Source organism: Streptomyces cyaneochromogenes, from assembly GCF_003963535.1.
GTDB lineage: Bacteria > Actinomycetota > Actinomycetes > Streptomycetales > Streptomycetaceae > Streptomyces > Streptomyces shaanxiensis.
On record NZ_CP034539.1, the window covers coordinates 4,536,970 to 4,559,406 of the forward strand.

At 69.2% G+C, this 22,437-nt stretch carries 26 protein-coding genes; 15 read left to right on the forward strand and 11 right to left on the reverse strand.

Features of this window, described 5'->3' with window-relative positions:
• Window positions 1-56 precede the first annotated feature (56 nt).
• Window positions 57-1,049 (reverse strand): TolB-like translocation protein, encoded by a 993-nt coding sequence (locus tag EJ357_RS20315; protein ID WP_126393031.1) that lies wholly within the window; start codon window positions 1,047-1,049, stop codon window positions 57-59.
• Between the two features lie 130 nt (window positions 1,050-1,179).
• On the opposite strand from EJ357_RS20315, the gene EJ357_RS20320 reads away from it, so the two are divergent.
• Window positions 1,180-1,569, forward strand: coding sequence for a VOC family protein (locus EJ357_RS20320; protein WP_126393032.1), 390 nt, complete (start codon window positions 1,180-1,182; stop codon window positions 1,567-1,569).
• 78 nt (window positions 1,570-1,647) lie between these two features.
• Window positions 1,648-2,334: an SGNH/GDSL hydrolase family protein gene (locus tag EJ357_RS20325; RefSeq protein WP_126393033.1), complete on the forward strand. Its 687-nt coding sequence runs from the start codon at window positions 1,648-1,650 to the stop codon at window positions 2,332-2,334.
• On the opposite strand, the gene EJ357_RS20330 is transcribed toward EJ357_RS20325, so the two are convergent.
• Window positions 2,295-2,492, reverse strand: a complete 198-nt coding sequence (locus EJ357_RS20330) for a hypothetical protein (RefSeq protein WP_126393034.1) — start codon at window positions 2,490-2,492, stop codon at window positions 2,295-2,297. The genes EJ357_RS20325 and EJ357_RS20330 overlap by 40 nt on opposite strands.
• A gap of 47 nt (window positions 2,493-2,539) precedes the next feature.
• On the opposite strand from EJ357_RS20330, the gene EJ357_RS20335 reads away from it, so the two are divergent.
• Window positions 2,540-3,100 (forward strand): Uma2 family endonuclease, encoded by a 561-nt coding sequence (locus tag EJ357_RS20335; protein WP_126393035.1) that lies wholly within the window; start codon window positions 2,540-2,542, stop codon window positions 3,098-3,100.
• A gap of 16 nt (window positions 3,101-3,116) precedes the next feature.
• On the opposite strand, the gene EJ357_RS20340 is transcribed toward EJ357_RS20335, so the two are convergent.
• Window positions 3,117-4,067, reverse strand: a complete 951-nt coding sequence (locus tag EJ357_RS20340) for an alpha/beta hydrolase family protein (RefSeq protein ID WP_126393036.1) — start codon at window positions 4,065-4,067, stop codon at window positions 3,117-3,119.
• 129 nt (window positions 4,068-4,196) lie between these two features.
• Between EJ357_RS20340 and EJ357_RS20345 the strand changes: the two genes are divergently transcribed.
• Window positions 4,197-4,787: a TetR/AcrR family transcriptional regulator gene (locus tag EJ357_RS20345; protein WP_126393037.1), complete on the forward strand. Its 591-nt coding sequence runs from the start codon at window positions 4,197-4,199 to the stop codon at window positions 4,785-4,787.
• Here the strand turns inward: EJ357_RS20345 and EJ357_RS20350 are convergent.
• Window positions 4,770-5,207, reverse strand: coding sequence for a hypothetical protein (locus EJ357_RS20350; RefSeq protein WP_126393038.1), 438 nt, complete (start codon window positions 5,205-5,207; stop codon window positions 4,770-4,772). The genes EJ357_RS20345 and EJ357_RS20350 overlap by 18 nt on opposite strands.
• An 83-nt stretch (window positions 5,208-5,290) precedes the next feature.
• Between EJ357_RS20350 and EJ357_RS20355 the strand changes: the two genes are divergently transcribed.
• Entirely contained in the window at window positions 5,291-6,097 is an 807-nt protein-coding gene (locus tag EJ357_RS20355) for a helix-turn-helix domain-containing protein (protein ID WP_126393039.1), read from the forward strand.
• Window positions 6,094-6,276 carry a DUF397 domain-containing protein gene (locus EJ357_RS20360; protein ID WP_126393040.1) on the forward strand — a complete coding sequence of 61 codons (183 nt, stop codon included), beginning with the start codon at window positions 6,094-6,096 and terminating at the stop codon, window positions 6,274-6,276. Before EJ357_RS20355 ends, EJ357_RS20360 begins: the two co-directional genes overlap by 4 nt.
• On the opposite strand, the gene EJ357_RS20365 is transcribed toward EJ357_RS20360, so the two are convergent.
• Complete coding sequence (locus tag EJ357_RS20365) at window positions 6,273-7,214, reverse strand: nuclear transport factor 2 family protein (protein ID WP_126393041.1); 942 nt, start codon at window positions 7,212-7,214, stop codon at window positions 6,273-6,275. The two genes, EJ357_RS20360 and EJ357_RS20365, sit on opposite strands and share 4 nt — an antisense overlap.
• Before the next feature lie 124 nt (window positions 7,215-7,338).
• On the opposite strand from EJ357_RS20365, the gene EJ357_RS20370 reads away from it, so the two are divergent.
• The 4 genes from EJ357_RS20370 to EJ357_RS20385 all read left to right on the forward strand — a co-directional run bounded on the left by EJ357_RS20370 (window position 7,339) and on the right by EJ357_RS20385 (window position 11,679).
• Window positions 7,339-8,331 (forward strand): aldo/keto reductase, encoded by a 993-nt coding sequence (locus EJ357_RS20370; RefSeq protein WP_126393042.1) that lies wholly within the window; start codon window positions 7,339-7,341, stop codon window positions 8,329-8,331.
• A 163-nt stretch (window positions 8,332-8,494) separates the two neighbouring features.
• Window positions 8,495-9,667, forward strand: a complete 1,173-nt coding sequence (locus EJ357_RS20375; RefSeq protein WP_126393043.1) for an ABC transporter substrate-binding protein — start codon at window positions 8,495-8,497, stop codon at window positions 9,665-9,667.
• A gap of 111 nt (window positions 9,668-9,778) precedes the next feature.
• Window positions 9,779-10,990 carry a sensor histidine kinase gene (locus tag EJ357_RS20380; protein WP_126393044.1) on the forward strand — a complete coding sequence of 404 codons (1,212 nt, stop codon included), beginning with the start codon at window positions 9,779-9,781 and terminating at the stop codon, window positions 10,988-10,990.
• Window positions 10,987-11,679 carry a response regulator transcription factor gene (locus EJ357_RS20385; RefSeq protein WP_126393045.1) on the forward strand — a complete coding sequence of 231 codons (693 nt, stop codon included), beginning with the start codon at window positions 10,987-10,989 and terminating at the stop codon, window positions 11,677-11,679. Before EJ357_RS20380 ends, EJ357_RS20385 begins: the two co-directional genes overlap by 4 nt.
• Window positions 11,680-11,830: 151 nt before the next feature.
• On the opposite strand, the gene thpR is transcribed toward EJ357_RS20385, so the two are convergent.
• Window positions 11,831-12,403, reverse strand: a complete 573-nt coding sequence (gene thpR / locus EJ357_RS20390) for an RNA 2',3'-cyclic phosphodiesterase (protein WP_126393046.1) — start codon at window positions 12,401-12,403, stop codon at window positions 11,831-11,833.
• Between the two features lie 26 nt (window positions 12,404-12,429).
• Here thpR and EJ357_RS20395 point away from each other — a divergent pair, with 26 nt between their 5' ends.
• Together EJ357_RS20395 and EJ357_RS20400 are read left to right on the forward strand one after the other, a co-directional pair.
• Entirely contained in the window at window positions 12,430-12,948 is a 519-nt protein-coding gene (locus tag EJ357_RS20395; RefSeq protein WP_126393047.1) for a GNAT family N-acetyltransferase, read from the forward strand.
• Between the two features lie 111 nt (window positions 12,949-13,059).
• Entirely contained in the window at window positions 13,060-13,647 is a 588-nt protein-coding gene (locus EJ357_RS20400) for a Uma2 family endonuclease (RefSeq protein WP_126393048.1), read from the forward strand.
• 5 nt (window positions 13,648-13,652) lie between these two features.
• Here the strand turns inward: EJ357_RS20400 and EJ357_RS20405 are convergent, their stop codons facing one another.
• Together EJ357_RS20405 and EJ357_RS20410 are read right to left on the reverse strand one after the other, a co-directional pair.
• Window positions 13,653-15,032 carry an MFS transporter gene (locus tag EJ357_RS20405; RefSeq protein ID WP_126393049.1) on the reverse strand — a complete coding sequence of 460 codons (1,380 nt, stop codon included), beginning with the start codon at window positions 15,030-15,032 and terminating at the stop codon, window positions 13,653-13,655.
• A 30-nt stretch (window positions 15,033-15,062) separates the two neighbouring features.
• Complete coding sequence (locus tag EJ357_RS20410; RefSeq protein WP_126393050.1) at window positions 15,063-15,500, reverse strand: MarR family winged helix-turn-helix transcriptional regulator; 438 nt, start codon at window positions 15,498-15,500, stop codon at window positions 15,063-15,065.
• 119 nt (window positions 15,501-15,619) lie between these two features.
• Between EJ357_RS20410 and EJ357_RS20415 the strand changes: the two genes are divergently transcribed.
• Window positions 15,620-15,802: a ribbon-helix-helix protein, CopG family gene (locus EJ357_RS20415; RefSeq protein ID WP_126393051.1), complete on the forward strand. Its 183-nt coding sequence runs from the start codon at window positions 15,620-15,622 to the stop codon at window positions 15,800-15,802.
• A gap of 6 nt (window positions 15,803-15,808) precedes the next feature.
• Here EJ357_RS20415 and EJ357_RS20420 read toward each other — a convergent pair whose 3' ends face one another.
• The gene (locus EJ357_RS20420; protein ID WP_126393052.1) at window positions 15,809-17,260 is read right to left on the reverse strand and encodes an NCS2 family permease; all 1,452 of its coding nucleotides are present in this window, start codon (window positions 17,258-17,260) and stop codon (window positions 15,809-15,811) included.
• Window positions 17,261-17,388: 128 nt separating this feature from the next.
• Between EJ357_RS20420 and EJ357_RS20425 the strand changes: the two genes are divergently transcribed.
• Together EJ357_RS20425 and EJ357_RS20430 are read left to right on the forward strand one after the other, a co-directional pair.
• The gene (locus tag EJ357_RS20425) at window positions 17,389-17,679 is read left to right on the forward strand and encodes a DUF2530 domain-containing protein (protein WP_126393053.1); all 291 of its coding nucleotides are present in this window, start codon (window positions 17,389-17,391) and stop codon (window positions 17,677-17,679) included.
• Between the two features lie 112 nt (window positions 17,680-17,791).
• A complete protein-coding gene (locus EJ357_RS20430; RefSeq protein WP_126393054.1) occupies window positions 17,792-20,188 on the forward strand; it encodes a cation-translocating P-type ATPase in 2,397 nt (798 codons plus the stop codon).
• 9 nt (window positions 20,189-20,197) lie between these two features.
• On the opposite strand, the gene EJ357_RS20435 is transcribed toward EJ357_RS20430, so the two are convergent.
• A complete protein-coding gene (locus EJ357_RS20435; protein WP_126393055.1) occupies window positions 20,198-21,127 on the reverse strand; it encodes a hypothetical protein in 930 nt (309 codons plus the stop codon).
• A 234-nt stretch (window positions 21,128-21,361) separates the two neighbouring features.
• Complete coding sequence (locus EJ357_RS20440) at window positions 21,362-22,303, reverse strand: hypothetical protein (protein WP_126393056.1); 942 nt, start codon at window positions 22,301-22,303, stop codon at window positions 21,362-21,364.
• Between the last annotated feature and the right edge of the window lie 134 nt (window positions 22,304-22,437).

The window sequence follows — 22,437 nt, forward strand, 5'->3', positions numbered from 1 at the left end:
ATCCTTCGTACGAGGTCGGGCGCCTCGGGCATTCTCCGACACGCGGCCGATGCCCTTCACCCCCGCCGCAGCAGCCTGCGCAAGCCGAACACAACCACACACGCGACGACCACCGCGACGGCACCGACCTTGATGTCCCCGCTCGGCCCGCCGTCGCCGTCACCGTCGTCGCCGGAGGCCGAACTGCCGCCGCCGGACGAGGAGTCGGAGGATCCGCCGTCCTTGGGGGCGTCCTGGGCGACCACCGCGCTGCCGGCCCCTTCGCTCCCCAGCATGAGCTTGGTGCCGTCGGGTGAGTAGCTGACGGACTCGCCCTGGCCCAGGGGCACGCTGATGCGCTCCAGCCGTTTGAGTCTGCCGCCGTTCCAGTCGTAGGCGACGCCGCCGAAGTAGCCGCGTACGGCGAGGGCCCGGCCGTCCGGGGAGAAGGCGGCGTCGGTGGCCCACAGCTCGACCGGGGTGATGGGCTTGAAGACGTTGGTGCCTTTGGGGGAGAGCTCGGCCGGGGCCTCGTAGAGGTGCCCGCCGTCCTCCTGCTTGTCGATGATGTAGACGCGCCCGGTCTTGGGGTGCACGACGAGCGACTCGGCGTCGCGGCTGCCGTCGGAGTACTTCACCACGTACTGCGTGGCGCGGATCGACTGGTCCTTGAGCGTTTTCGGCTCCGGCAGCCGGTAGACCCACACATAGGGCCACTCCACACCGTCGTTGTCGCCGATGTCGCCGACGTAGATCTCGTTGCCGGGCCCGATGGCGATCGCCTCCACGTCGCGCGGGGTGCCCACGCCGGTCATGGTGATCGTCGCGACGGTCTCGCCGGTGCTGCTGTCGACCGCGTAGAGGAAGGCGCCCTCGTCCTGGTCGTTGTGCGTCCAGTAGATGCCCGGGTGCTGACGGGAGGCGGCGAGGCCGCTGGACTCCGTGATGCGGGGGTCCTTGATCGTGAAGTCCTCGTTGCCGTCCCCGGCGGACGCGGCGGCGGAGGCGGGCACGGCGGTGAACGCCCCCACGAGAAGGACCCCGGCAAGAGACGCGAGCAGTCGGCGCATGCCCCCAGCCTGCCATCCCGGCCGGGTTCACGAGCCGGGCCGGCCTGACTAAGATCCACGGGGACATCGCGTGCCGGTCACCGGCTGGGTGAGGCATGGAGGTGTCGGGAGATGCCCTCGGAGGCATTCCTTGTCAGTCGAGTTGAACCACACGATCATCCATGCCCGGGACAATCGGGAGTCCGCGGAGTTCTTCACGGACCTGCTGGGCCTTGAGATCACCGCGGAGTGGGGCCCCTTCATCGCCGTCGCCCTGAGCAACGGCGTCACGCTGGACTTCGCCACCATCCCCGCGGACAGGATCGCGCTCCAGCACTACGCCTTCCTGATCTCCGAGGAGGAGTTCGACGCGGCGTACGCGCAGATCAGGGAGCGCGGTATCGAGCACTACGCCGATCCGCAGCAGCAGCACCCCGGCACGATCAACCACAACGACGGCGGCCGCGGGGTCTACTTCATGGACCCGGCGGGCCACGCCATGGAGCTGATCACCGTGCCGTACGGCGGCTGGACCTCGTAACACCCCGCGCAGGCGGCGTGTCAGGCTTCACACGCCGCCTGCTCCTACCGACAGGTAGCGATCGTCCATCATGAGCGGATGCTCAGGTTCATGCCCGTCGGCGACTCCATGACCATCGGCAGCGCCGGCGAACACACGTGGCGCTACCGCATGTGGCAGCACCTGCGTGAGACGTACGGCGGCCCCTTCGCCCTCGTCGGCCCGCGCGAGACGCTGTACGACAAGGCGACGGACGAGCCGACGTCGTACGAGTACGCCGCCGACTGCGACCCGTCCTTCCCTCGCGCCCACCTCGCCGGCTGGGGCGAGGGCTGGCTGCACATGGCACCGCTGATCGGCGAGGCCGTGCGGTCGTGCCGGGCGGATGTGCTGCTGGTGTCGCTGGGCCTGATCGACCTGGGGTTCTACACGAACGCGGAGCAGACGGCGCAGAACGCGCGGGCGTTCGTGTCGGCGGCGCGGGCGGCGAACCCGAAGGTACGGACGGTCGTGCTGCCGGTGATCCCGAACGTCCGGGCGGAGTCGGACGCCGAGTTCGCCGTGCAGGTCAGCCGCTTCAACGAGCTGCTGGCGAAGGCGGTGGCCGACCTGGACGAGCCCCGCTCACCGCTGCTCCTGGCGTCCCCTCCCCCGTCGTACGACATCAATCTCGACACGTACGACGGCACGCACCCGAACGCGAGCGGCGAGCACAAGATCGCGGAGGCGTTCGCGGACGCGATGTATCAGGCGTGGGGCGTGGGCGAGCCGTACGCCGCCGACTGACCGGCGATGGCCTCGATGGCCGTCGGGGTCAGCCCCTGCGCCGGCTTCCTCCGCGCGTGGCCCCAACGGCCGGAGACCTTCAGCAACTCCTCGACCAGCGTGCGGCGTTGGGCATGGGTCGTGGGTTCGAGTGCGACGACCAGGACCGGGGTGGGCATGCGAGCTTCGTCTCCATGTAGTGGTCGCTGTGCGTATCGTTGAACTCATGGCCGAGAGCGACACCCACTGGCTGGATGAGATGTTCGAGCGGCTCGAGAAGATGCCCGTCCCCGAAGGATTCAGGGTCGAGATCGTCGGGGGCAACGTCTTTATGACGCCGCAGCGGAACACTCATTGGCAGATCATCCGCCGGTTCCTGTGGGCCGTGGAGGACAGGTTCGGGAGGGACGTCATGGTGTTCTCCGACGTCCGCATCGACTTTCCGGGCTACCAGAACGGCTTCTGCCCGGACGTGGCCATGCTCAAGGACTCAGCAAAGCAGGACGGCAAAGGCCACTGGCGTTACCAGGACGTCGAGTTCGTCGCCGAGGTCATCTCCGAGGGCACGGCCGCCAACGACTACGGCCCGAAGAAGACCGCCTACGCGGTCGCCGAGGTCCCCGTCTACGTCATCGCCGACCCCTACCAGGGGCGGTGCTGCGTCTACACCGACCCGAAGGACGGCGACTACCAGAATCGGACGCCGGTGGACTTCGGCACCGACGTCGACCTGATCGGTACCGTTGTGGACCTCACCCTCAAGACCGACGACTTCCCCCGCGACTGACGCCCCCGACGGCCCGTCAGAGCACCTTGCTCTCCAGCTTCCCCAGCGGGCTGGGGTCCTCCTCCAGCGAGGCGACCGCCGTCTTCCAGCCGGTGTCCTCGGGGTAGAGGGCGCCGCGCAGGAAGGCGGAGGTGAGCTGCTGGATCAGGGCGACGCGTGCGGGGCTCTCGTCGGTGGTCTCGGCGACCTCGTACCCGGGGATGCCGCCGAGCGAGTGCTCCGCCCCGAACAGCGTGAGCAGGCTCTTGCTTCCCGGGCTGTGGGTGTAGGCGTCGGTGAACCAGTCCGGTCCGCGCGTGGTCAGGTGGGACTGGTCGTGGTCCCCGGCGACGACGAGAGCCGGCGTGGCCATGTCGGCGAAGGACGGCCTCATGAAGGGGAAGTTCTCGGAGGCGAACGGCGTCAGGTCGTCGCCCAGGCCGGCCATGGCGAGCAGCACACCCGCCTTGACCCGGAGGTCGGACATGTCCTCGCCGGGAACGCCGTCGGAGCCGAGGACTCGCGCGCCCAGCAGGGCACTCGCCGTCTGAGCTCCCCAGGAGTGGCCCGCCACCGCGATGCGACTGCGGTCGAGGCGCCCGCCGAGTCCCGGCACCGAGGCTTCCAGGACGTCGAGTCCGTCCAGCACCCGCTTGAGGTCCTCGATACGGAAGCGCCAGATCCGCGGCGTACGGGGATCCTCGGCGGGGAGGCCGAGGGTCCTGGAGTCGAGGTGGGTCGGCTGCACGACCACGAAGCCCTGCGCGGCCCAGAAGTCCGCGAGCGGGGCGTAGCCGTTCATCGACCAGCCGAAGCCGTGCGAGAAGACGATGACCGGCAGGTCGCCGCCGCTCGCCGGGGCGGACACGCGGACCTGCAGGTCCTCGCCGCGGCCCGGGGCGGACAGTACGACCGGTTTCGCGGATATCACCGTGGCGGGCGCACCTGCGCTCTTCCGCACGTTCACGGTGCTGTTCGAGTCGGACATGGAAGTGCCTCCGTTGATGGAGATGGACAGACCGGTCCCCTGGTCTGCCATCATGGGCGAAACGGAACCTCGTTCCGCAAACAATACGGAACACGGTTCCGCTTTGGCAATCACGGAAGGAGCGCCGCGGTGAACGACAGCGGCCACAGCACGGGAAGCGCGGCCGGATCCAAGCGCAAGGACGCCCTGCGCAACCAGCAGACCCTGCTGGACGCCGCCGCCTCGGTCTTCGTCACCTCGGGCGTGGAAGCACCGGTACGCGACATCGCCGCCGAGGCCGGCGTCGGGACGGGCACGATCTACCGTCACTTCCCCACCCGGGCGGACCTGATCATCGCCGTCTACCGCCACCAGGTCGAAGCCTGCGCCGAGGCCGGGCCGGACCTGCTGACGACCTGCCCGACACCGCACGCCGCCCTGGAACGGTGGGTCGACCTCTTCGTCGACTTCCTGGTCACCAAGCACGGCCTCGCCGCCGTACTGCGGACTGACAGCAGCGGCTTCGAGACACTGCATGCCTACTTCCTCGACCGCCTCCTGCCGGTGTGCGCCCAACTCCTCGACGCTGCCGCCGCCTCCGGCGAGATCCGCCCCGGCATCGACGCCTACCAGCTCATGCGCGGCATCGGAAACCTCTGCATCGGCGCCGAGAGCGACCCCCGGTACGACGCGCGCCGACTGGTCGCACTCCTCGTCGCGGGGCTACGCCGGCCGAGCTGACCGTGGCCCGCCGACGGAGCTTCTCCCGACGACTTCATGCAGCAACTCGCCCTTGACGAACGGGACTTCCTCCGTCGGCATCGACCGCCATTCCAGCGGCCAGGTGACGCCGGTCAGAGCCGGTACGCCCACGTACGCCGAGTAGCCGGCGGCGCGGGTGAGGGTGCGTACGCCGGGGGGCCAGCGGTGGGTGGTGGCGGTTTGCGGGGGCAACAGGAAGTACAGGTACCGCTCTCCGGTCAGCTCGCGGATGATCGGGCCCGCGTCGAAGTGGGTGCGGAGCAGGAGTTCGGCGGCGGCGCCTTCTGCCTGGGCGCCTTTCATGCGTACGGCGTCGAAGTGGATGCCCGCGTGGCGGAGCGCGTGGCCGGTGTCGGGGATCCAGGTGGGGAGCCAGGGGTTGGCGATTTTCTCGTACATGCCGCAAATGCAACCGGGTGCTTACATACTGTGACCAGGGGTTCGTGGTGGTGGTGCGGGGCTGTGCAGTTGGGGAGGCGCGTGTGCGTTCCGGTGATCGAGGGTCGGAGTCGTTCGGTGCGTTGCTGAGGTTCTTTCGCGAGCAGGCCGGGATGACGCAGGAGGGGTTGGCGAAGCACGTCGGATACTCCAAGTCGCAGGTGGCGATGGTGGAGCGGGGGGAGCGGTCGCCGAAGGGGCAGTTCGTCGAGATCGCGGACCGGGTGCTGGGTGCACAAGGTGCACTGCTGGTGCTGGCGGAGAAGGAGTTCGGAAACAGCGGGCTCCGGCCGTGGACCGAGGACTATCTGGCGGAGGAGCGGAAGGCCGCGGCCCTTCACGTGTACCAGAACCACGTGATCCCGGGTTCACTCCAAACCGAGGCGTACGCGCGGGCGATCTACGGCTGCCACTGTCCGGCGCTGGACGACGACGAGATCGACCGGCGGGTGGCAGCGCGGCAGGAGCGGCAACAGCTCTTTCAGCGCAAGCCCAAGCCGATCGTCAGCTACGTACTGGAAGAGAGCACGCTCACACGTCCACTGGGCGGACCGGCCGCGCTGAAAGAGCAGCTGCTCCACATCCTCGATATCGGCCAACTTCGCCACGTCGAGATCCAGGTCATGCCGCATGCCCGCCAGGCCCACGCCGGACTCAACGGCGCCATGATCCTGCTGGAGACACCCGAACACCGCCAACTCGCCTACGTGGAAGGACCGAGTGGTGGCTATTTCGTCAGCGAGCAACCCGACCTGGGGGAACTCTTCGCACGGTATGGCATTCTGCGAGCGCAGGCTCTCAACCCTGACGAGTCCGCGAAGTTGATCGACGAAGTGGCAGAGGGGCTATGAGCGCGGACCTCCACTGGTTCAAGAGCAGCTACAGCGGCGACCAGGGCGAGTGCGTAGAAGTAGCCCTCACCCCCACCACCATCCACCTCCGCGACTCCAAGACCCCCAAGGACCACGAACAGAAGGCCGTCCAGATAACCCCCATCACCTGGACGACCTTCCTCAACTCCCTGCTCTAGAACATCCCGTTGTCGTTCGCGGACGTAGCCGGCACATCCTGGATCACGTCCCAGTGCTCCACGATCTTCCCGCCCCGCACCCGGAACAGATCCACGATCGCCTGACCCCGCTCCCCCGGCGCGTTCACGTAGTGACTGTGGACGGCCACGAGGTCACCCTCGGCGATCACCCGCTTCGGCGTCACCTTCAGCTGCGGGAACGCCGCGAAGTACCCGCCCAGCCCCGACTTCACGCCCTCCACACCATCCGCGATGTTCGGGTTGTGCTGGTGGTACTCAGGACCCCAGTAGCGGTCGATCGCGGACAGATCCTTCCGCACGAGCAGCTGGTCGAAGGCCTTGGTGACGAGCTGCTTGTTGTACGCCGTCAGCCACCCCGGCCCCGGCCGCTCCGTCCGCGGCCAACTCTCCGTCGAGAACATGTCGTTGCCGTTGGCCGAAGTCGCCGGCACGTCCTGCCCCACGTCCCAGTGCTCGGCGATCTTCCCGTCCTGGAACCGGAAGATGTCGAAGACGGCCTGCCCGCGCGCACCCGGCGTCGCGACGACGTTGGAGTGCACCAGGACGAGGTCGCCCTCGGAGATGACCCGCTTGATGTCGTACGAGAAGTCCGGGAACTGCTGGTGGACGGCCTTGCCCAGGTTCTTCAACGTCTCCGCGCCGTCGGGCGCGAGCGGGTTGTGCTGGATGTAGTCCGGGCGGACGTAACGGTCGACGACGGCCGTGTCGCCCTGCTCGAAGACGCCCTTGAGGACGCGGACGGCGACGGCCTTCTGGTAGCCGAGGCGGGCGGAGTCGTCGTAGCCGGAAAGCACGGACACGTGGGTGACCGGCACGGACGCGAGGGCCGGCACGGCGGCGGCGCCCAGCAGCGCGGCGGAGGCGACGAAGGCGGCAAGTGCCCTGCGGACAGGGCGGACAGGCGTGGTGGGGGGCATGGCGCTCTCTCCAGAGATGAATATTGAAAGTTCAATCTCGCACTGCGCATAGGAAAGCACTAACTTCCAGTTAGCGTCAAGATCCCTTGCCTAGAGCGCACTCCACACAGCTAGCGTTCAAGCCATGGAGTACACGCAGCTCGGACGCACGGGACTCAAGGTCAGCCGACTCGTCCTCGGCACCATGAACTTCGGCCCGCAGACGGACGAAGCGGACAGCCACGCGATCATGGACGCGGCGCTGGACGCGGGCATCAACTTCTTCGACACCGCCAACGTGTACGGCTGGGGCGAGAACAAGGGCCGTACCGAAGCCATCATCGGCAACTGGTTCGCGAAGGGCGGCGAGCGGCGCGACAAGGTCGTCCTCGCCACCAAGGTGTACGGCAACATGGGCGCCGACGGCCCGGCGTGGCCCAACCACGACAAACTGTCGGCCCTGAACATCCGGCGCGCCGTGGACGCTTCGCTCAAGCGGCTGCAGACCGACTACATCGACGTGTACCAGTTCCACCACATCGACCGCGCCACTCCCTTCGAGGAGATCTGGCAGGCCATCGACGTGCTGGTCCAGCAGGGGAAGATCCTCTACGTCGGGTCCTCCAACTTCCCCGGGTACAAGATCGCCCAGGCCAATGAGATCGCCGCCCGGCGCGGCGGCACCATCGGCCTCGTCAGCGAGCAGTGCCTGTACAACCTCTACGAGCGCCGCGTCGAGATGGAGGTCATCCCGGCCGCGCAGGAGTACGGCCTCGGCGTCATCCCGTGGTCCCCGCTGCACGGCGGGCTGCTCGGGGGCGTCATCAAGAAGGAGGTCGAGGGCGGACGGCGCAGCTCGGGGCGGGCCGCCGAGGTCCTCGCCGACCCCGCCGTACGCGCGAAGATCCAGGCGTACGAGGACCTGCTCGACAAGCACGGCCTGGAGCCCGGCGAGGCGGCCCTGGCCTGGCTGCTCACCCGCCCGGGTGTCACCGGCCCGATCGTCGGCCCGCGCACGGCCGAGCAGCTCGAATCCGCCCTGCGCGCCGCCGAGTTGGAGCTGAGCGAGGAGCTGCTGGCCGGGCTGGACGAGATCTTCCCGGGTCCGGGGCCCTCTCCGGAGGCCTTCGCCTGGTAGTCCTCTCCCCTTCCCCTCGCCCGCCTTCTTGGGCTCCGTTCCATCGAACGGTTGAACAAGGAGGCAGCGGGCGGACGACGCGGAGCATCCCCTCCGCTCGCCAGACTTGCCGCGCCGCCGCGTAACGGACGTGGCGGCGCGACAGGTCAGGAGGACCCCCCACATGTCCAGGGACTTCAGCAGGCGCCGACTGCTCGCCACGGGGGCCGGGGTCGCGCTCGGCGGTGCCGCCGCGGTCTCGGCGTCCGGCGTGCCGGCCAACGCGAACGCCCTCTCCGCGAGCAACTCCTTCGCGAGCACCCTCTCGTCCGGCCCCCGAGTCCGCGAGGAGACCCGCTCGCTCGAGGAGTTGTACGCGGCCGCCGTCGCCGAGGGCGGCAAGCTCGTCCTCTACCAGGGCGGGGACGTCGACAGCCAGGCGGCCGGTGTGCGGGCCGCCTTCGGTGAGCGGTTCCCCGACATAGATCTGACGGTCGTCGTCGACTACAGCAAGTACCACGACGTCCGCGTCGACAACCAGCTCGCGACCGGCACCCTGGTCCCCGACGTCGTACAGCTGCAGACCCTCCAGGACTTCACCCGCTGGAAGCGCGAGGGCAGGCTGCTGCCCTACAAGCCCGCCGGGTTCTCCAAGGTCCACGAGGGGTTCAAGGACCCGGACGGCGCCTGGACCGCGCTGATGGTCATCGGCTTCAGCTTCATGTACGGCATCGAGGCGGCCGGCGCCCACGCGCCCAGGACGCCCCTCGACCTCGTCGACCCGCGCTGGAAGGGGCAGATCGCCTCCTCCTACCCGCACGACGACGACGCGGTGCTCTACCTCTTCTCCCTCTACCAGCGGACCTACGGCTGGGACTGGGTGGCCGAGTTCGCCGCGCAGCAGCCGCAGTTCGCCCGTGGCTCGCACACGCCGGGCCTCGCGGTCAACGGCAAGCAGAAGGCCATCGGCGTCGGGGGGTCGGGCAGCGCGGTGTCGACGTCGACCGTGACGAAGTGGGTCGTGCCCGAGGGGCACCCCTTCATGGCGTGGGGGCAGCGGGCCGCCGTGCTGAAGCAGGCCGCCAACCCGACCGCCGGCAAGCTGTACCTGAACTGGGCGCTGTCCGAGGAGCGGCAGAAGGCCGCCTTCAACGGCTGGTCGGTGCGCACGGACGTCACCCCGTCCCCCGGTCTGAAGCCGGTGTGGGAGAACCCGGACGCCCATGTGGACGGCTTCCCGAAGTTCATGGAGGACCGCGCCGCGATCGAGCGCCTGAAGCAGACCTTCGCGCTGTACTTCGGCGAAGTGAAGGGCGACCCCACGCCGGGCTGGCTCGGGCTGCACCCGGGACGCTGAACCCTGTCGGTTCACTGTCATTCACTGTCGTTTACAACAGTCACACGAGTAACGGCTTAAACTCCTGACGGCATCGCCGCTTCCCATCGGCCCGTCCAGGGAGTCACCGCCGTGCCCGCCACCGCTCTCGCCGTTCGCCCGTCCCGCCTGTCGGCCCGGCACCTCCCGCACCTGGTCTTCCTGGTCGCCGCTGCCGGCACCCTCGTACGGCTCGTCGAGCTCAACAACGAACTGTGCTGGTCCGTCGCGCCGCCCATGGCCGTACTGGCCCTGCTGTACGCCGCCGGGCCGGCCCCGTGGGAGCGGCTGGGCCGGGCGGGGCGGCCGGTCTGGTTCGGGCTGCTCCTGCTGTTGTGGTCGTGGGTGGCCTGGGTCCTGCCCACGCCGCTCACCTTCGGATACGCGTGGCTGGCCGTGCCGCTGGCCGTCCTGGCGCTGCGCATGCCCACCCGTGCGGAGCGGGCGGTGGCCCTCGGCGTCCTCACAGTGCTGCTGATGGCGGCGCTCGTCCGGGCCGGCGGCGGCCTCGACCCGGATCTGCTGGCACCGCCGGTCACGGCCCTGTGGGCGACCGTCCTGCTCTACCGCGGCCAGCAGCGGCTGACCCGCGAACTGGCCGACACCCGGGGCGAGTTGGCGCGTCGCCAGCGGGAGGCCGGGCGGCTGGCCGAACGGGCCCGCATCGCCCGCGACCTGCACGACACGCTCGCCCAGGAACTCGCGGGCAGCCGCATGCTCCTCCAGGCCGCCGAACGCGACTGGGACCGCCGCCCGCAGGCGGCCCGGCGCCAGGTGCGGCTGGTCACCGACGCGCTCGGCGACCACCTCGCCCAGACCCGCGGCATCATCGACGACCTCACCCCGCCCGCCCTCGCCCGGGACGGCCTGGAGGCGGCACTGCGTGAGCTGACCGCCCGCACGGGTTCCGCCGCCGGGGCGCCCGGGATCTCCTTCAGCGCCGAGAACCCGCCCGCCGCCCTTCCCGTGGAGCAGGCCGTGGCGCTGCTCCGGGTGACCCAGGGCCTCCTCGCCAACGCCTGCGAACACGCCCGCGCCACGCACGTGCACGTCACCCTGATCCAGGGCGGGTCCGTCGCCGCCGTCGAGGTCCGCGACGACGGTGTGGGGTTCGAGCCGGAACCCGTACGGTCGGCCACCTCCAGGGACGGGCGCGGGTTCGGGCTCGCCGGGGCACGCGAGCGGCTCGGCGCCCTCGGCGGCACGCTCACCGTCGACACCGCGCCCGGCCACGGCACCCGCGTCCGGGCGACGCTGCCGGTCGCACGGGCCGCCGAGGACCGCGTCCCGGTCGGCGCCCGATGAGCGACGACGCGGCCGAGCCGCTGCGGCTGCTGATCGTCGACGACCACACCGTCGTACGGGCCGGTCTGCGCGCCCTGCTCGAAGGCGAGCCCGGTTTCGAGGTCGTCGGCGAGACCGGCGACGGCACCGACGCCGTACGCCTGGTGGGGCGGCTGCGCCCCGACGTCGTCCTCATGGACCTCCGGCTCACCGACCCGGGCAGGTCCCCTGCCGGAGCCGACGGCGTCGAACGCGTCGCCGACATGGACGGCATCGAGGCCACCCGCCGGATCCTCGCGGCCGGCACCGGGGTCCGGGTCGTCATGCTCACCAGCCACGGCCGTACGGCCGACGTCCTGCGGGCCGTCGAGGCCGGCGCCCGCGGCTACGTCCTCAAGGCGGGCCCGCCCGAGGAGCTGTTCCGTGCCGTGCGGGCCGCGGCGGCGGGGGGCATGGCGCTGGCGCCGGAGGCCGCCGCGAGTGTCGTCGGGCACGCGGTCGAGCCGGGGCCGGTGCTCAGCGAACGGGAGATCGAGGTCGTACGGCTGCTCGCCCGGGGGCACAGCAACCGCGCCATCGCGAACACGCTGTTCCTGGCCGAGGCGACGGTCAAGACCCACCTCGTACGGATCTACCGCAAGCTCGGCACCGAGAACCGGGCCGCGACCGTCAGCGAGGCCGTCCGGCTGGGGCTGATCGAGCTCGCCTGACCGGCGGGCGGCGAGAGAGGGCGCCGACGGCCGAGCGGCCGGCCACGGCTCCTACCTTCCGAGGGCCGCCGCCAGCGCCACCACCACGAACATCAACACAAGCGCACCGGCCATGATCCGGTTCCGGGTTTTCGGGTCCACGGGACCGAGCCTAACCGGCCCCTCCGAGCGGCCAGCGGGCGACCGCCTCGTACCGGGGCTGCTCGCCCGCCACCCCGGACTTCGGCAGATTGCTGCGCACCAGCGCCAGCTCGGCCACCGTCCAGGTCCGGCTCGTGAACTCGGCGAGGGTCGCCACATACGGCCGTACGTCCACCGCCGACCGGCTCCTGGCCACCGTCAGGTGGGCCTTGTACCGCCGGTGCTCCCCCATCGGCACCCCCGCCTTGCGCGCCGCCGCCTCGCTGCGGTCGGCCAGCAGCCGCAGTGTCGCCAGGTCCCCCTCCGCCCCCGTCCACAGGGCCCGCCCGTGCCCGAACTGGCCGCCGCCGCTGAGGGCCAACGGGAAGGACGGCGTACGGTGCGCGGCACGCTCCAGACGGGCCGACAGGTCGGGTACGAGGTCGTCGTCGACCTCGCCGTAGAAGGCGAGGGTGAAGTGCCAGCCGGGGCGGCCGGTCCAGCGCAGCCGGTCCGCGCCGGGCAACCCGCGCAACTCCGCGACCTCGGCGGCGAGTTCACGGGTCACGTCCTCGGGCGGCAGTACGGCGGCGAAGAGTCTCATGGCACCCAGCCTGGCACGATGAGGGGATGGAGATCATCATCCGGGACGGCGGGCCCGACGACATCCCCGCGATACTCGGCATGCTCGACAGCGGTGTGGAGTGGCTGGTCGCGCAGGGGCGGACCGGGCAGTGGGGGACGAAGCCGCTGTCGCAGAGCCCGAAGACGGTGGAGTCGGTGGCCCGGTACATGGACGAGGGCGATGTCTTCATGGCCGAGGTCGACGGCGTGCCCGCCGCCACCCTCACCCTCACCGACTCGCCCGGCCCCTACCTGGCCCACCTCCCGCCGGCCGGCGAGCCCGAGCGCTACATCCACTGGCTCGCCTCCGACCGCCGCTTCAAGGGCCACGGCGTGGGCAGCGCCCTGCTCACGCACGCCGCCGAGGTGACCCGGCGAGCAGGCGTCTCCCTGCTGCGCGTGGACTGCTACGCGGGCGCCGACGGCAAGCTCGTCCGGTACTACGAGAGCAACGGCTTCGTCCGCACCGAGACGTACAAGGGGACGGACGACTGGCCGGGGCAGGTGCTGGCCCGGAGGGTTTAGTCGCCTCGGTGCCGTGAGCGTGACCATGGCCACACGTGACGCCGTCACCGTGCGTATCGTTGTACTGCGCGGCTGGCCGTGACCGAGCGGCAGCCGGGGAGGAGCGCCACGATGACCGTCCTTGACGACAGGATCGAGATGGCCGAGGAGTGCGGCGAGCTGACTCTGGACGTCCTGTTCGAGTGGCTCGAGAAGATGCCCATCCCCGAGGGAACGAAGGTCGAGATCGTCGGGGGGAACATCTTCATGTCACCGCAGCGGCAGAACCACTGGGAGATCATCTTCGACATCGCGGAGCAGTTGCGCGCCAAGTATCCCCGCAAGCGGTTGGCATCGGATGTGCGGATCGACTTCCCCGGGCATCTGAACGGCTTCGCCTGCGATCTGGCGGCCATGGCCGAGCGGTCGGTGAAGGACAGCAAGGGCCGTTGGCGCTATCAGGACGTCGAATTCGTGGCCGAGGTCATCTCCAAGGACACCGCGGGCAACGACTACGGCCCGAAAAAGGACACCTACGCCGCGGCCGAAGTGCCGGTGTACCTGATCGTGGATCCGTACACCGGCGAGTGGCATCTGCACACCCTGCCGAAGGACGGCAAGTACCACAGCGACGTCAGTTTTTCCTTCGGCGAGGACATCAACCTGACCGGTACCCCGGTCGGCCTCACCCTCAAAACCGACGAGTTCCCCCGCGACTGACGCCCCTACACCACCGTCGCCAGCTCCTCCTCCCGCCGCTCCCGCGGCACGAACCGCACCCGCGGATGTCCCTGGTTCCAGCCCACCGACAACCGCAAGCCCCCCACACGGGCCAGGAACACGGCGATCGTCACGGCGGCGACAGCAGTGATCGCGCCGCCCACTGCCATGCCCGCCCGGACGCCGTACGCGTCCGTGATCCAGCCCGCGATCGGCGCGCCCAGCGGCGCTCCGCCCATGAACACCATCATGTACAGGGCCATCACCCGGCCCCGCATGGCCGGGTCGGTCGCCATCTGGATGCTGCTGTTGGCGGTGACGTTCACCGTCATGCCGAAGATGCCTATGGGGGCCATGAGCAGGGCGAACATCCACAGGGACGGGGCGAAGGCGGCCACGATCTCCATCGTGCCGAAGGCCACCGCCCCCGCGATCAGCACTCGCATCCGGGCCGTCCCGCGCCGGGCCGCGAGCAGGGCACCGGCCAGGGAGCCGACCGCCATCAGCGTGTTGAAGAGGCTGTAGGAGCCGGCGCCCGCACGGAAGACGTCGTCGGCGAAGGCGGACAGGTACACCGGGAAGTTGAAGCCGAAGGTGCTGACGAACCCGGCGAGGACGATGGTCCAGATCAGCTCCGGGCGCCCGGCGACGTACCGCAGGCCCTCCCGCATCTGCCCCTTCCCGCGCGGGGCCCGCTCGACGGGGTACAGCTCACGTGCCCGCATCAGCAGCAGACCGGTGATGGGCGCGATGAAGGACAGGCCGTTGGCGAGGAACGCCCAGCCGGTGCCCACGCCGGTGATCATCAGGCCGGCGACGGCGGGGCCGACCAGCCGGGCGGACTGGAAGTTCGCGGAGTTGAGGCTGACGGCGTTCTGGAGCTGGTCCGGGCCGACCATCTCGCTGACGAACGCCTGGCGGGCGGGGTTGTCGACCACCGTGGCCAGTCCTATGGCGAAGGCCGCGAGGTAGACGTGCCAGACCTGGACTTGTCCGGTCAGGGTGAGGATGGCGAGCGCGATACCGGTGGCGGCCATCGAGGTCTGCGTGACGAGCAGCGTGCGGCGCTTGGGCAGACGGTCGACGAGGACACCGCCGTAGAGGCCGAAGAGCAGCATCGGCAGGAACTGCAGGGCCGTCGTGATGCCGACGGCGGTGGCGGAGCCGGTGAGGCTGAGCACCAGCCAGTCCTGGGCGATGCGCTGCATCCAGGTGCCGGTGTTGGAGACGACCTGCCCGAGGAAGAACAGGCGGTAGTTCCTGACCTTCAGCGAGCTGAACATCGAGGACTTGCGGGGCCTGGGGAGCTTGGGGGGTTCGAGGGCGGGCGGGGAGTAGTCGGGGTCTGGTGCGGGGGCGGAAGCTGCTCCGGGTCCCGAACTCAAAAGGGTTCGCCTCCTTGCGACACGTACGGCTTACAGATGTGCGAGCTTCTCCAGCACGGGGGCGGCGGCGCGCAGTTTCGCCCACTCGTCCTCGTCGAGGCCCTCGACCAGGGTGGCCAGGAAGGCGTTGCGCTTGCGGCGGCTCTCCTCGAGCATCGCCTCGGCCTGCTCGGTCTTCGTGACGACCTTCTGGCGCCGGTCCTCCGGATGCGGCTCCAGACGGACCAGTCCCTTGCCCTCCAGCAGGGCGACGATGCGGGTCATCGACGGCGGCTGGACGTGCTCCTTGCGGGCGAGCTCACCGGGGGTGGCCTTGCCGCAGAGGGAGAGGGTGCCCAGCACCGACATCTCGGTGGGGCTCAGCGACTCGTCGACCCGCTGGTGCTTGAGCCGACGCGACAGTCGCATCACGGCGGAGCGAAGAGAGTTCACGGCGGCAACGTCGTCGCCATGGGTAAGGTCCGACATGTTCTTTAGCGTAACTCATTACCCTGACTAAAGACCACCAGGGGTAATATCACTCATCCGGGTGATTCGGTGGCGGAACGTGACACGCCGAACCGACGCATGCCGCAACCCTCGTGTTCATGGGGACCAGCGTGCTCAGCCTGCGGATAGACCACGAGCTGCTCGAACGACTCCGAGAGCATGCGGCGAAAAGAGGAATGAGCGTCCAGGACTATGTCGTCCGGACGCTCATCCGTGATGACTTCGACGAGCGGTTCCAGTCCGCCGTCGACGAGACCGAGAAGTTCTACGGCCTCACATGAGACGGCCTACGTGAGCCCCAGCGCCGGCATCAGGTAGTAGAAGGCGAAGACCGCCGCCACGACGTACATCGCCACCGGCACCTCCCGGCCCCGCCCGGCGGCCAGGCGCAGCACCGCGAAGGTGATGAAGCCCATGCCGATGCCGTTGGTGATCGAGTAGGTGAACGGCATCATCACCATCGTCACGAAGGCCGGGATCGCGACCGTGTAGTCGGCCCAGTCGATCTCCTTGACCGAGTTGGCCAGGATCAGGAAGCCGACCGCCAGCAGGGCCGGGGTGGCCGCCTGCGACGGGACCATGGTGGCGATGGGCGTCAGGAACAGCGCCACACCGAAGAGGGCGCCGGTGACGACGTTCGCGAAACCGGTACGGGCACCCTCGCCGACGCCGGCCGTGGACTCCACGAAGGCGGTGGTGGCCGAGGAGGAGCTGGCACCGCCCGCTGCGACGGCGAGGCCGTCGACGAACAGCACCTTGTTGATGCCCGGCATCTGCCCCTGGGCGTCGGTCAGCTTCGCCTCGTCGCTGACGCCCATGATCGTGCCCATGGCGTCGAAGAAGCAGGAGAGCAGGACCGTGAAGACGAAGAGGGTGCCGGTCAGCGCGCCGACCTTGTCGAAGCCGCCGAACAGGCTGACCTGGCCGATCAGGCCGAAGTCGGGGCTGGCGACGGGGTTGCCGGGCCACTTCGGGGTCGTCAGCCCCCAGGACGGCACGTTCGCGACGGCCTCGATGATCACGGAGAGCACGGTCATCGCGACGATCGAGATGAGGATCGCGCCGGAGACCTTGCGGACGATGAGCGCGAGCGTGAGCAGCGCGCCGAGGATGAAGACGAGCACCGGCCAGCCGTTGAGGTGACCGTCGGCGCCCAGCTGGAGGGGCACGGTCGTCTGGGCGACGTCCGGGATGCGGGAGACGAAGCCGGAGTCGACGAGGCCGATCAGCATGATGAACAGGCCGATGCCGATGGAGATGGCCTTGCGCAGGCTGTAGGGCACGGCGTTCATGACGCGCTCGCGCAGACCGGTGGCGACCAACAGCATCACGATGAAGCCGGCGAGCACCACCATGCCCATGGCGTCCGGCCAGGACATGCGGGGCGCGAGCTGGAGCGCGACGACCGAGTTGACGCCGAGACCGGCGGCGAGCGCGATCGGCACGTTGCCGATGACGCCCATCAGCAGCGTGGTGAACGCGGCCGTCACGGCCGTCGCGGTGACCAGCTGGCCGTTGTCCAGCTGATGGCCGTACATGTCCTTCGCGCTGCCGAGGATGATCGGGTTCAGCACGATGATGTAGGCCATCGCGAAGAAGGTGGCGAAACCGCCGCGGATCTCGCGGGGCAGGGTGCTGCCGCGTTCGGAGATCTTGAAGAAACGGTCGAGTGCACCGTATGTGGGCCCGGCTCCCGGCTGTTCAGGGGTGGGGGCCTTGGCAGGAGCCGAGGTGGGCATGCTTTTGGTTGTTCCTACGAAGAGAAGTGGTCAGACACAAACCGTTTCAGTATGAACATATAAAGCCGGGATCGGCCATCTCCGCGCGTAGATCGGTGTGGATCCGATCGCCTCGTAAGCTGTCCTTCATGGCGAAGTGGACCCCCAGGCACGAGGCACCCGAGCCCCTTGAAGGGCCCGTGGTCGCCACCATCACCGGCGGCACGATCCTCTGGTTCGTCCTCTTCGTCGTACAGCTGCCGTTCTACGGCTGGTTCGACGACCGCGACCAGACCTGGTGGGTGTGGACCTGCCTGGCCGGCGGCGGACTGGGGCTCATCGGCATCTGGTACGTCCGCAGGCGCGACGCGGCGATCAAGCGGGCCGCCGCGGCCCCCGCGGAGACCCGGGAGACGGCAGGCGAACCCCAGTCGTCCTGAGGTCGCCCCCTACAACCTGGGCACGACGCCCCGTCCTCCCCCGTCCTCCCCAAGTCGGAACTTCCGCGCACTCGGCGGGTGAAGCCGTAAATCCGCACGTACCGTCGAATGCATGACGCATACCGACGCGGGCGCCGGAATAGACACCCCTGTGCACTCCGCCCGCGCCCCGGTGGCGACGGGCGGGCTCACCGCCGCCGAGGTGGCCGAGCGGGTCGCGCGCGGGGAGGTCAACGACGTTCCGGTGCGCAGCAGCCGGTCGATGACCGACATCGTCCGCGCCAACGTGTTCACCCGGTTCAACGCGATCATCGGCGTGCTCTGGCTGATCATGCTGTGCGTCGCGCCCATCCAGGACAGCCTGTTCGGCTTCGTGATCCTCGCCAACACCGGCATCGGGATCATCCAGGAGTGGCGGGCGAAGAAGACCCTCGACTCGCTCGCCGTGATCGGCGAGGCCAGGCCGACGGTTCGGCGGGACGGGGTCGCCGCCGAGGTCAGCACGTCGGAGATCGTGCTGGACGACCTGATAGAGATCGGGCCGGGGGACAAGGCCGTCGTGGACGGGGTCTGCGTCGAGGCGGACGGGCTGGAGATCGACGAGTCGCTGCTCACCGGCGAGGCCGATCCGGTCGTCAAGCGGCCCGGGGACCAGGTGCTGTCCGGGAGCTTCGTCGTCGCGGGCGGCGGCGCCTTCCAGGCCACCAAGGTCGGCCGCGAGGCCTACGCCGCCCAGCTCGCCGAGGAGGCCTCCCGCTTCACCCTGGTCCACTCCGAGCTGCGCTCCGGCATCTCCACCATCCTCAAGTACGTGACCTGGATGATGATCCCGGCCGCGACCGGCCTGATCATCACCCAGCTCGTCGTCAAGGACAACCAGCTCGACGACTCGATCGCCCGGACCGTCGGCGGCATCGTGCCCATGGTCCCGGAGGGGCTCGTCCTGCTCACCTCGGTCGCCTTCGCGATCGGCGTCATCCGCCTGGGCCGCAAGCAGTGCCTGGTGCAGGAGCTGCCCGCCATCGAGGGCCTCGCCCGCGTGGACACGGTCTGCCTCGACAAGACGGGCACCCTGACCGAGGGCGGCATGGACGTCACCGAACTGCGCCCCCTCAACGGCAGCGACGAGGAGTACATACGGCGGGTGCTGGGCGCCCTCGGCGAGTCAGACCCCCGCCCGAACGCCTCCCTCCAGGCCATCATCGAGGCCTACCCGGACGCCGAGGACTGGCGCTGCACCGAGTCCCTGCCGTTCTCCTCGGCCCGCAAGTACAGCGGCGCCACGTTCAGCGAGGGCAACGGCGAGGCGAGCACCTGGCTGCTGGGCGCGCCCGATGTGCTCCTCCCGCCCGACGATCCCGCCCTGGCCGAAACCGATCGGTTGAACGAACAGGGCCTACGGGTCCTGCTGCTCGCCCGCACCGGCCGCGACCTCGACGCCGCCGACGTCGCGGAGGGCGCCAAGCCGGCCGCCCTCGTCGTACTCGAACAACGGCTGCGGCCCGACGCCGCCGACACCCTGCGCTACTTCGCCGAGCAGAACGTCCGGGCCAAGGTGATCTCCGGGGACAACGCGGTGTCGGTGGGCGCGGTGGCGAGCAAGCTCGGCCTGTCGGGTTCGACGGTCGACGCGCGCCGGCTCCCCGCCGACAAGGACGGGATGGCGACGGCCCTCGACGAGGCCACGGTGTTCGGGCGGGTCACCCCGCAGCAGAAGCGGGACATGGTGGGCGCACTGCAGTCCCACGGGCACACCGTCGCCATGACGGGCGACGGCGTGAACGACGTCCTGGCCCTCAAGGACGCCGACATCGGCGTCGCGATGGGCTCGGGCTCGGAGGCCACGCGGGCGGTGGCCCAGATCGTGCTGCTGAACAACAGCTTCGCGACACTGCCGTCGGTGGTGGCGGAGGGGCGGCGGGTGATCGGCAACATCACACGCGTCGCGACCCTGTTCCTCGTCAAGACGGTCTACTCGGTGCTGCTGGCGCTGATGGTGGTGTGCTGGCAGGTGGAGTACCCGTTCCTGCCACGCCACCTGACCCTGCTGTCCACCCTGACCATCGGCGTCCCCGCCTTCTTCCTGGCTCTCGCACCCAACAAGGAACGCGCGAAACCCCACTTCGTACGGCGGGTCATGCGGTACGCGATCCCGGGCGGGGTGGTGGCCGCGGTGGCGACCTTCGCGACGTATCTGATCGCCCGTAGCTACTACTCGGGCGAGGGCTCGCTGGACGCGGAGACGAGCGTCGCCACGCTGACGCTCTTCCTGATCTCGATATGGGTGCTGGCGATCATCGCCCGGCCGTACACGTGGTGGCGGCTCGGGCTGGTGGCGGCGATGGGTCTGGGGTTCCTGCTGGTTCTGGTGGTGCCGTGGTTGCAGGAGTTCTTCGCGCTGCGGCTGGTCGGGGTGACGATGCCGTGGATCGCGGTGGGGATCTCGGCGGGGGCGGCGGTCGCCCTGGAGGTTATGTGGAGGTGGGTCGACCGCCGCTTCCCTGCGTAGGGCGTTGTCCTACTGGACGTCGACGAAGTCGCCCGTGGCGTTGGCCGCCGGAGTCGTCGTCGTGCCCGCGAAGACGTAGCGGAAGTAGCCGTCCTCGGTGGCCTTGACGGTCGTCTTGAGGTTGCCCGTCGCGTTGGTCTTGATGGTCTTCACCGTGGTGTAGGTGTCGCTGTTCTTCTTGCGGAACTGCAGGTTCACCGGCTGGCTGACGTAACCGTGGTACTTGTTGTCCTCCCAGTTGGCGCGGGAGAGCTTGCCGGTGATGGTGATGGTCTTGTTCTTCTTCACCGGCTCGGGGGAGGCGTCGACCGTGAGCTTCGAGTGGCGCTGCACGAGGGTGGTGCCGAGGCCGTCCTGGCCCTTGTAGCCGACCTTGCTGTCGTCGTAGTTCTCGCCCGCCGGGTCCTGGCCGTTGAAGGCGGTGGCCTCAGCCGCGGCATGCCAGGTACCGGCGTTCGAGTTGATGAGCTCGTGGGCAGCGGCGCCCGGGTAGACGTCGATGGTGCCCTTGCAGTTGGCGGTGGTCGCGGAGGTCACGGTGCACTTGGCCGGCTTGTTGCCCAAGAGCCTGGCCTCCGGCGAGGTGTGGGAGCCCCGGTAGATGATGGGGTCGGTGATGAAGTCGTCGGCGGTGATGTCTACGTCCGCGCCGTGGGTCAGCGTGTACGACACGTTCGTGGCGACGTGGTTGGTCGTGCCGACCTTGATCGCCTTGGCGATCTTGAAGTTGGAGAAGGTGACGTCCAGGTCGTACCGGGCACCTGCCCGCTGACTGCCGGACTCGGCCTGCGCGGCCTGACGGATCTTCGCCACAGCGGCGCGGTAGGAGGCGACGGAGGCCGCGGGCTCCTCGGCCTGGGCGGCCGGCGCGGCGAGGGCGGAGAGGGCCAGGGCGCCGGAGAGAGCGGAGACGGCGGCCACGGTGGCTCTGATGCGCATGCGTTCCCCTGGTACGGAAAGGGGCCCCGCTGGTCGTCGTTCCCTGCACTGCGGGTCACGCCGGGGCCCGGGTGATCGAGGGGCCTGTTGGCCCATGTGATCAGATTGTCGGCAGGGGTTCCCGGTTGTGTGGTCGCCGAGGAAAGTTAGTGAGCTTCGTCACGAACTCCCCGTGGGTGACGGGAAGTTCGCGACGAATACCCCTACTGGCGCCCCTACGGGCGCGTCCTGCTGCTACTGCACGTCGACGAAGTCACCCGTGGCATTGACCGCCGGGGTGGTCGAGGTGCCCGCGAAGGAGTAGCGGAAGTAGCCGTCCGTGGACGCGGTGACCGTGGTCTTCAGGTCTCCGTACGTGTTCGTCTTGATGGTCTTCAGCGTGGTGTAGGTGCTGGAGCCCTTCTTGCGGAACTGCAGCTTCACCGACTGGGTGGAGTAGCCCGCGTACTTGTTGGTGTCCCAGTTGGCGCGGCTCAGCTTGCCGGTGACCGTGATGGTCTTGCCCTTCTTCACGGGCTCCGGGGAGGCGTTGACCGTCAGCTTGGAGAAGCGCTGGAGCTTGGTGGTGGCGAGGGCGTCCTGCTCAGCGACGCCGACCTGACTCCAGTCGATGTCCTCGTCGCTGAAGGGGTCGACCTCGTTCCAGTCGATGACGTAGCCGAGCGCCTTCCAACTGGTCGCGTCGGCGTTGGTCAGCTCCTCGGTCGGGTAGATGTCGATGGTGCCCTTGCACGTGTCGACCGTGGCGGAGGCAGCCGTGCACACCGGCCAGTCGTCGCCGATCAGGATGTTGCCGTTCACGGGGTCGCCGTACTCGCCCCGGTAGATCTCGACGTCCATCCAGGTGTCGACCGCGGCGAGGTCGACGTCGGCGGCGTGGGTGACCGTGTACGTCACCGGGACGGTCACCTTGTTGGTGGTGCCGACGACGATCGGCTTACCGTTGTTGACCTTCACGCCGGAGAACGTGACGTCCAGGGCGTAGGGCGTGCCGGTGTCAGCGGCGGTCGAGCCGGCAAAAGCCGTCTTCCCCGAGGCGGCCTGGCGAGCGGCCTCGGCGGCCTGGAAGACGTCGGCCTTGCTGGGCCCGCTACCGTCGGCCTGCGCGAACGGCGCGGCGAGGGCGGAGAGGACCAGGGCGCCAGAGACGGCGGCCACGGTGGCACTGATGCGCATGCGTTCTCCATATGGAGAGGAGCCCCGCGGTTGTCGGTCACACGGTCCGGGTCCCGCGGGGCTCAATTGATCAAGGAGTCTGTTGACTCGGTTGATCAGATCTTCAACAGGGGCTGATGGTTGTACAGTCCGTG

Bases quoted from the DNA above. Each gene is read 5' to 3' on its own strand.
- EJ357_RS20315 (WP_126393031.1), bottom strand. From the start codon at position 1,049: ATGCGCCGACTGCTCGCGTCTCTTGCCGGGGTCCTTCTCGTGGGGGCG.
- EJ357_RS20325 (WP_126393033.1), top strand. From the start codon at position 1,648: ATGCTCAGGTTCATGCCCGTCGGCGACTCCATGACCATCGGCAGCGCC.
- EJ357_RS20330 (WP_126393034.1), bottom strand. From the start codon at position 2,492: ATGCCCACCCCGGTCCTGGTCGTCGCACTCGAACCCACGACCCATGCC.
- EJ357_RS20335 (WP_126393035.1), top strand. From the start codon at position 2,540: ATGGCCGAGAGCGACACCCACTGGCTGGATGAGATGTTCGAGCGGCTC.
- EJ357_RS20340 (WP_126393036.1), bottom strand. From the start codon at position 4,067: ATGTCCGACTCGAACAGCACCGTGAACGTGCGGAAGAGCGCAGGTGCG.
- EJ357_RS20350 (WP_126393038.1), bottom strand. From the start codon at position 5,207: ATGTACGAGAAAATCGCCAACCCCTGGCTCCCCACCTGGATCCCCGAC.
- EJ357_RS20360 (WP_126393040.1), top strand. From the start codon at position 6,094: ATGAGCGCGGACCTCCACTGGTTCAAGAGCAGCTACAGCGGCGACCAG.
- EJ357_RS20365 (WP_126393041.1), bottom strand. From the start codon at position 7,214: ATGCCCCCCACCACGCCTGTCCGCCCTGTCCGCAGGGCACTTGCCGCC.
- EJ357_RS20370 (WP_126393042.1), top strand. From the start codon at position 7,339: ATGGAGTACACGCAGCTCGGACGCACGGGACTCAAGGTCAGCCGACTC.
- EJ357_RS20375 (WP_126393043.1), top strand. From the start codon at position 8,495: ATGTCCAGGGACTTCAGCAGGCGCCGACTGCTCGCCACGGGGGCCGGG.
- EJ357_RS20385 (WP_126393045.1), top strand. From the start codon at position 10,987: ATGAGCGACGACGCGGCCGAGCCGCTGCGGCTGCTGATCGTCGACGAC.
- thpR (WP_126393046.1), bottom strand. From the start codon at position 12,403: ATGAGACTCTTCGCCGCCGTACTGCCGCCCGAGGACGTGACCCGTGAA.
- EJ357_RS20395 (WP_126393047.1), top strand. From the start codon at position 12,430: ATGGAGATCATCATCCGGGACGGCGGGCCCGACGACATCCCCGCGATA.
- EJ357_RS20400 (WP_126393048.1), top strand. From the start codon at position 13,060: ATGACCGTCCTTGACGACAGGATCGAGATGGCCGAGGAGTGCGGCGAG.
- EJ357_RS20410 (WP_126393050.1), bottom strand. From the start codon at position 15,500: ATGTCGGACCTTACCCATGGCGACGACGTTGCCGCCGTGAACTCTCTT.
- EJ357_RS20415 (WP_126393051.1), top strand. From the start codon at position 15,620: ATGGGGACCAGCGTGCTCAGCCTGCGGATAGACCACGAGCTGCTCGAA.
- EJ357_RS20420 (WP_126393052.1), bottom strand. From the start codon at position 17,260: ATGCCCACCTCGGCTCCTGCCAAGGCCCCCACCCCTGAACAGCCGGGA.
- EJ357_RS20425 (WP_126393053.1), top strand. From the start codon at position 17,389: ATGGCGAAGTGGACCCCCAGGCACGAGGCACCCGAGCCCCTTGAAGGG.
- EJ357_RS20430 (WP_126393054.1), top strand. From the start codon at position 17,792: ATGACGCATACCGACGCGGGCGCCGGAATAGACACCCCTGTGCACTCC.
- EJ357_RS20435 (WP_126393055.1), bottom strand. From the start codon at position 21,127: ATGCGCATCAGAGCCACCGTGGCCGCCGTCTCCGCTCTCTCCGGCGCC.
- EJ357_RS20440 (WP_126393056.1), bottom strand. From the start codon at position 22,303: ATGCGCATCAGTGCCACCGTGGCCGCCGTCTCTGGCGCCCTGGTCCTC.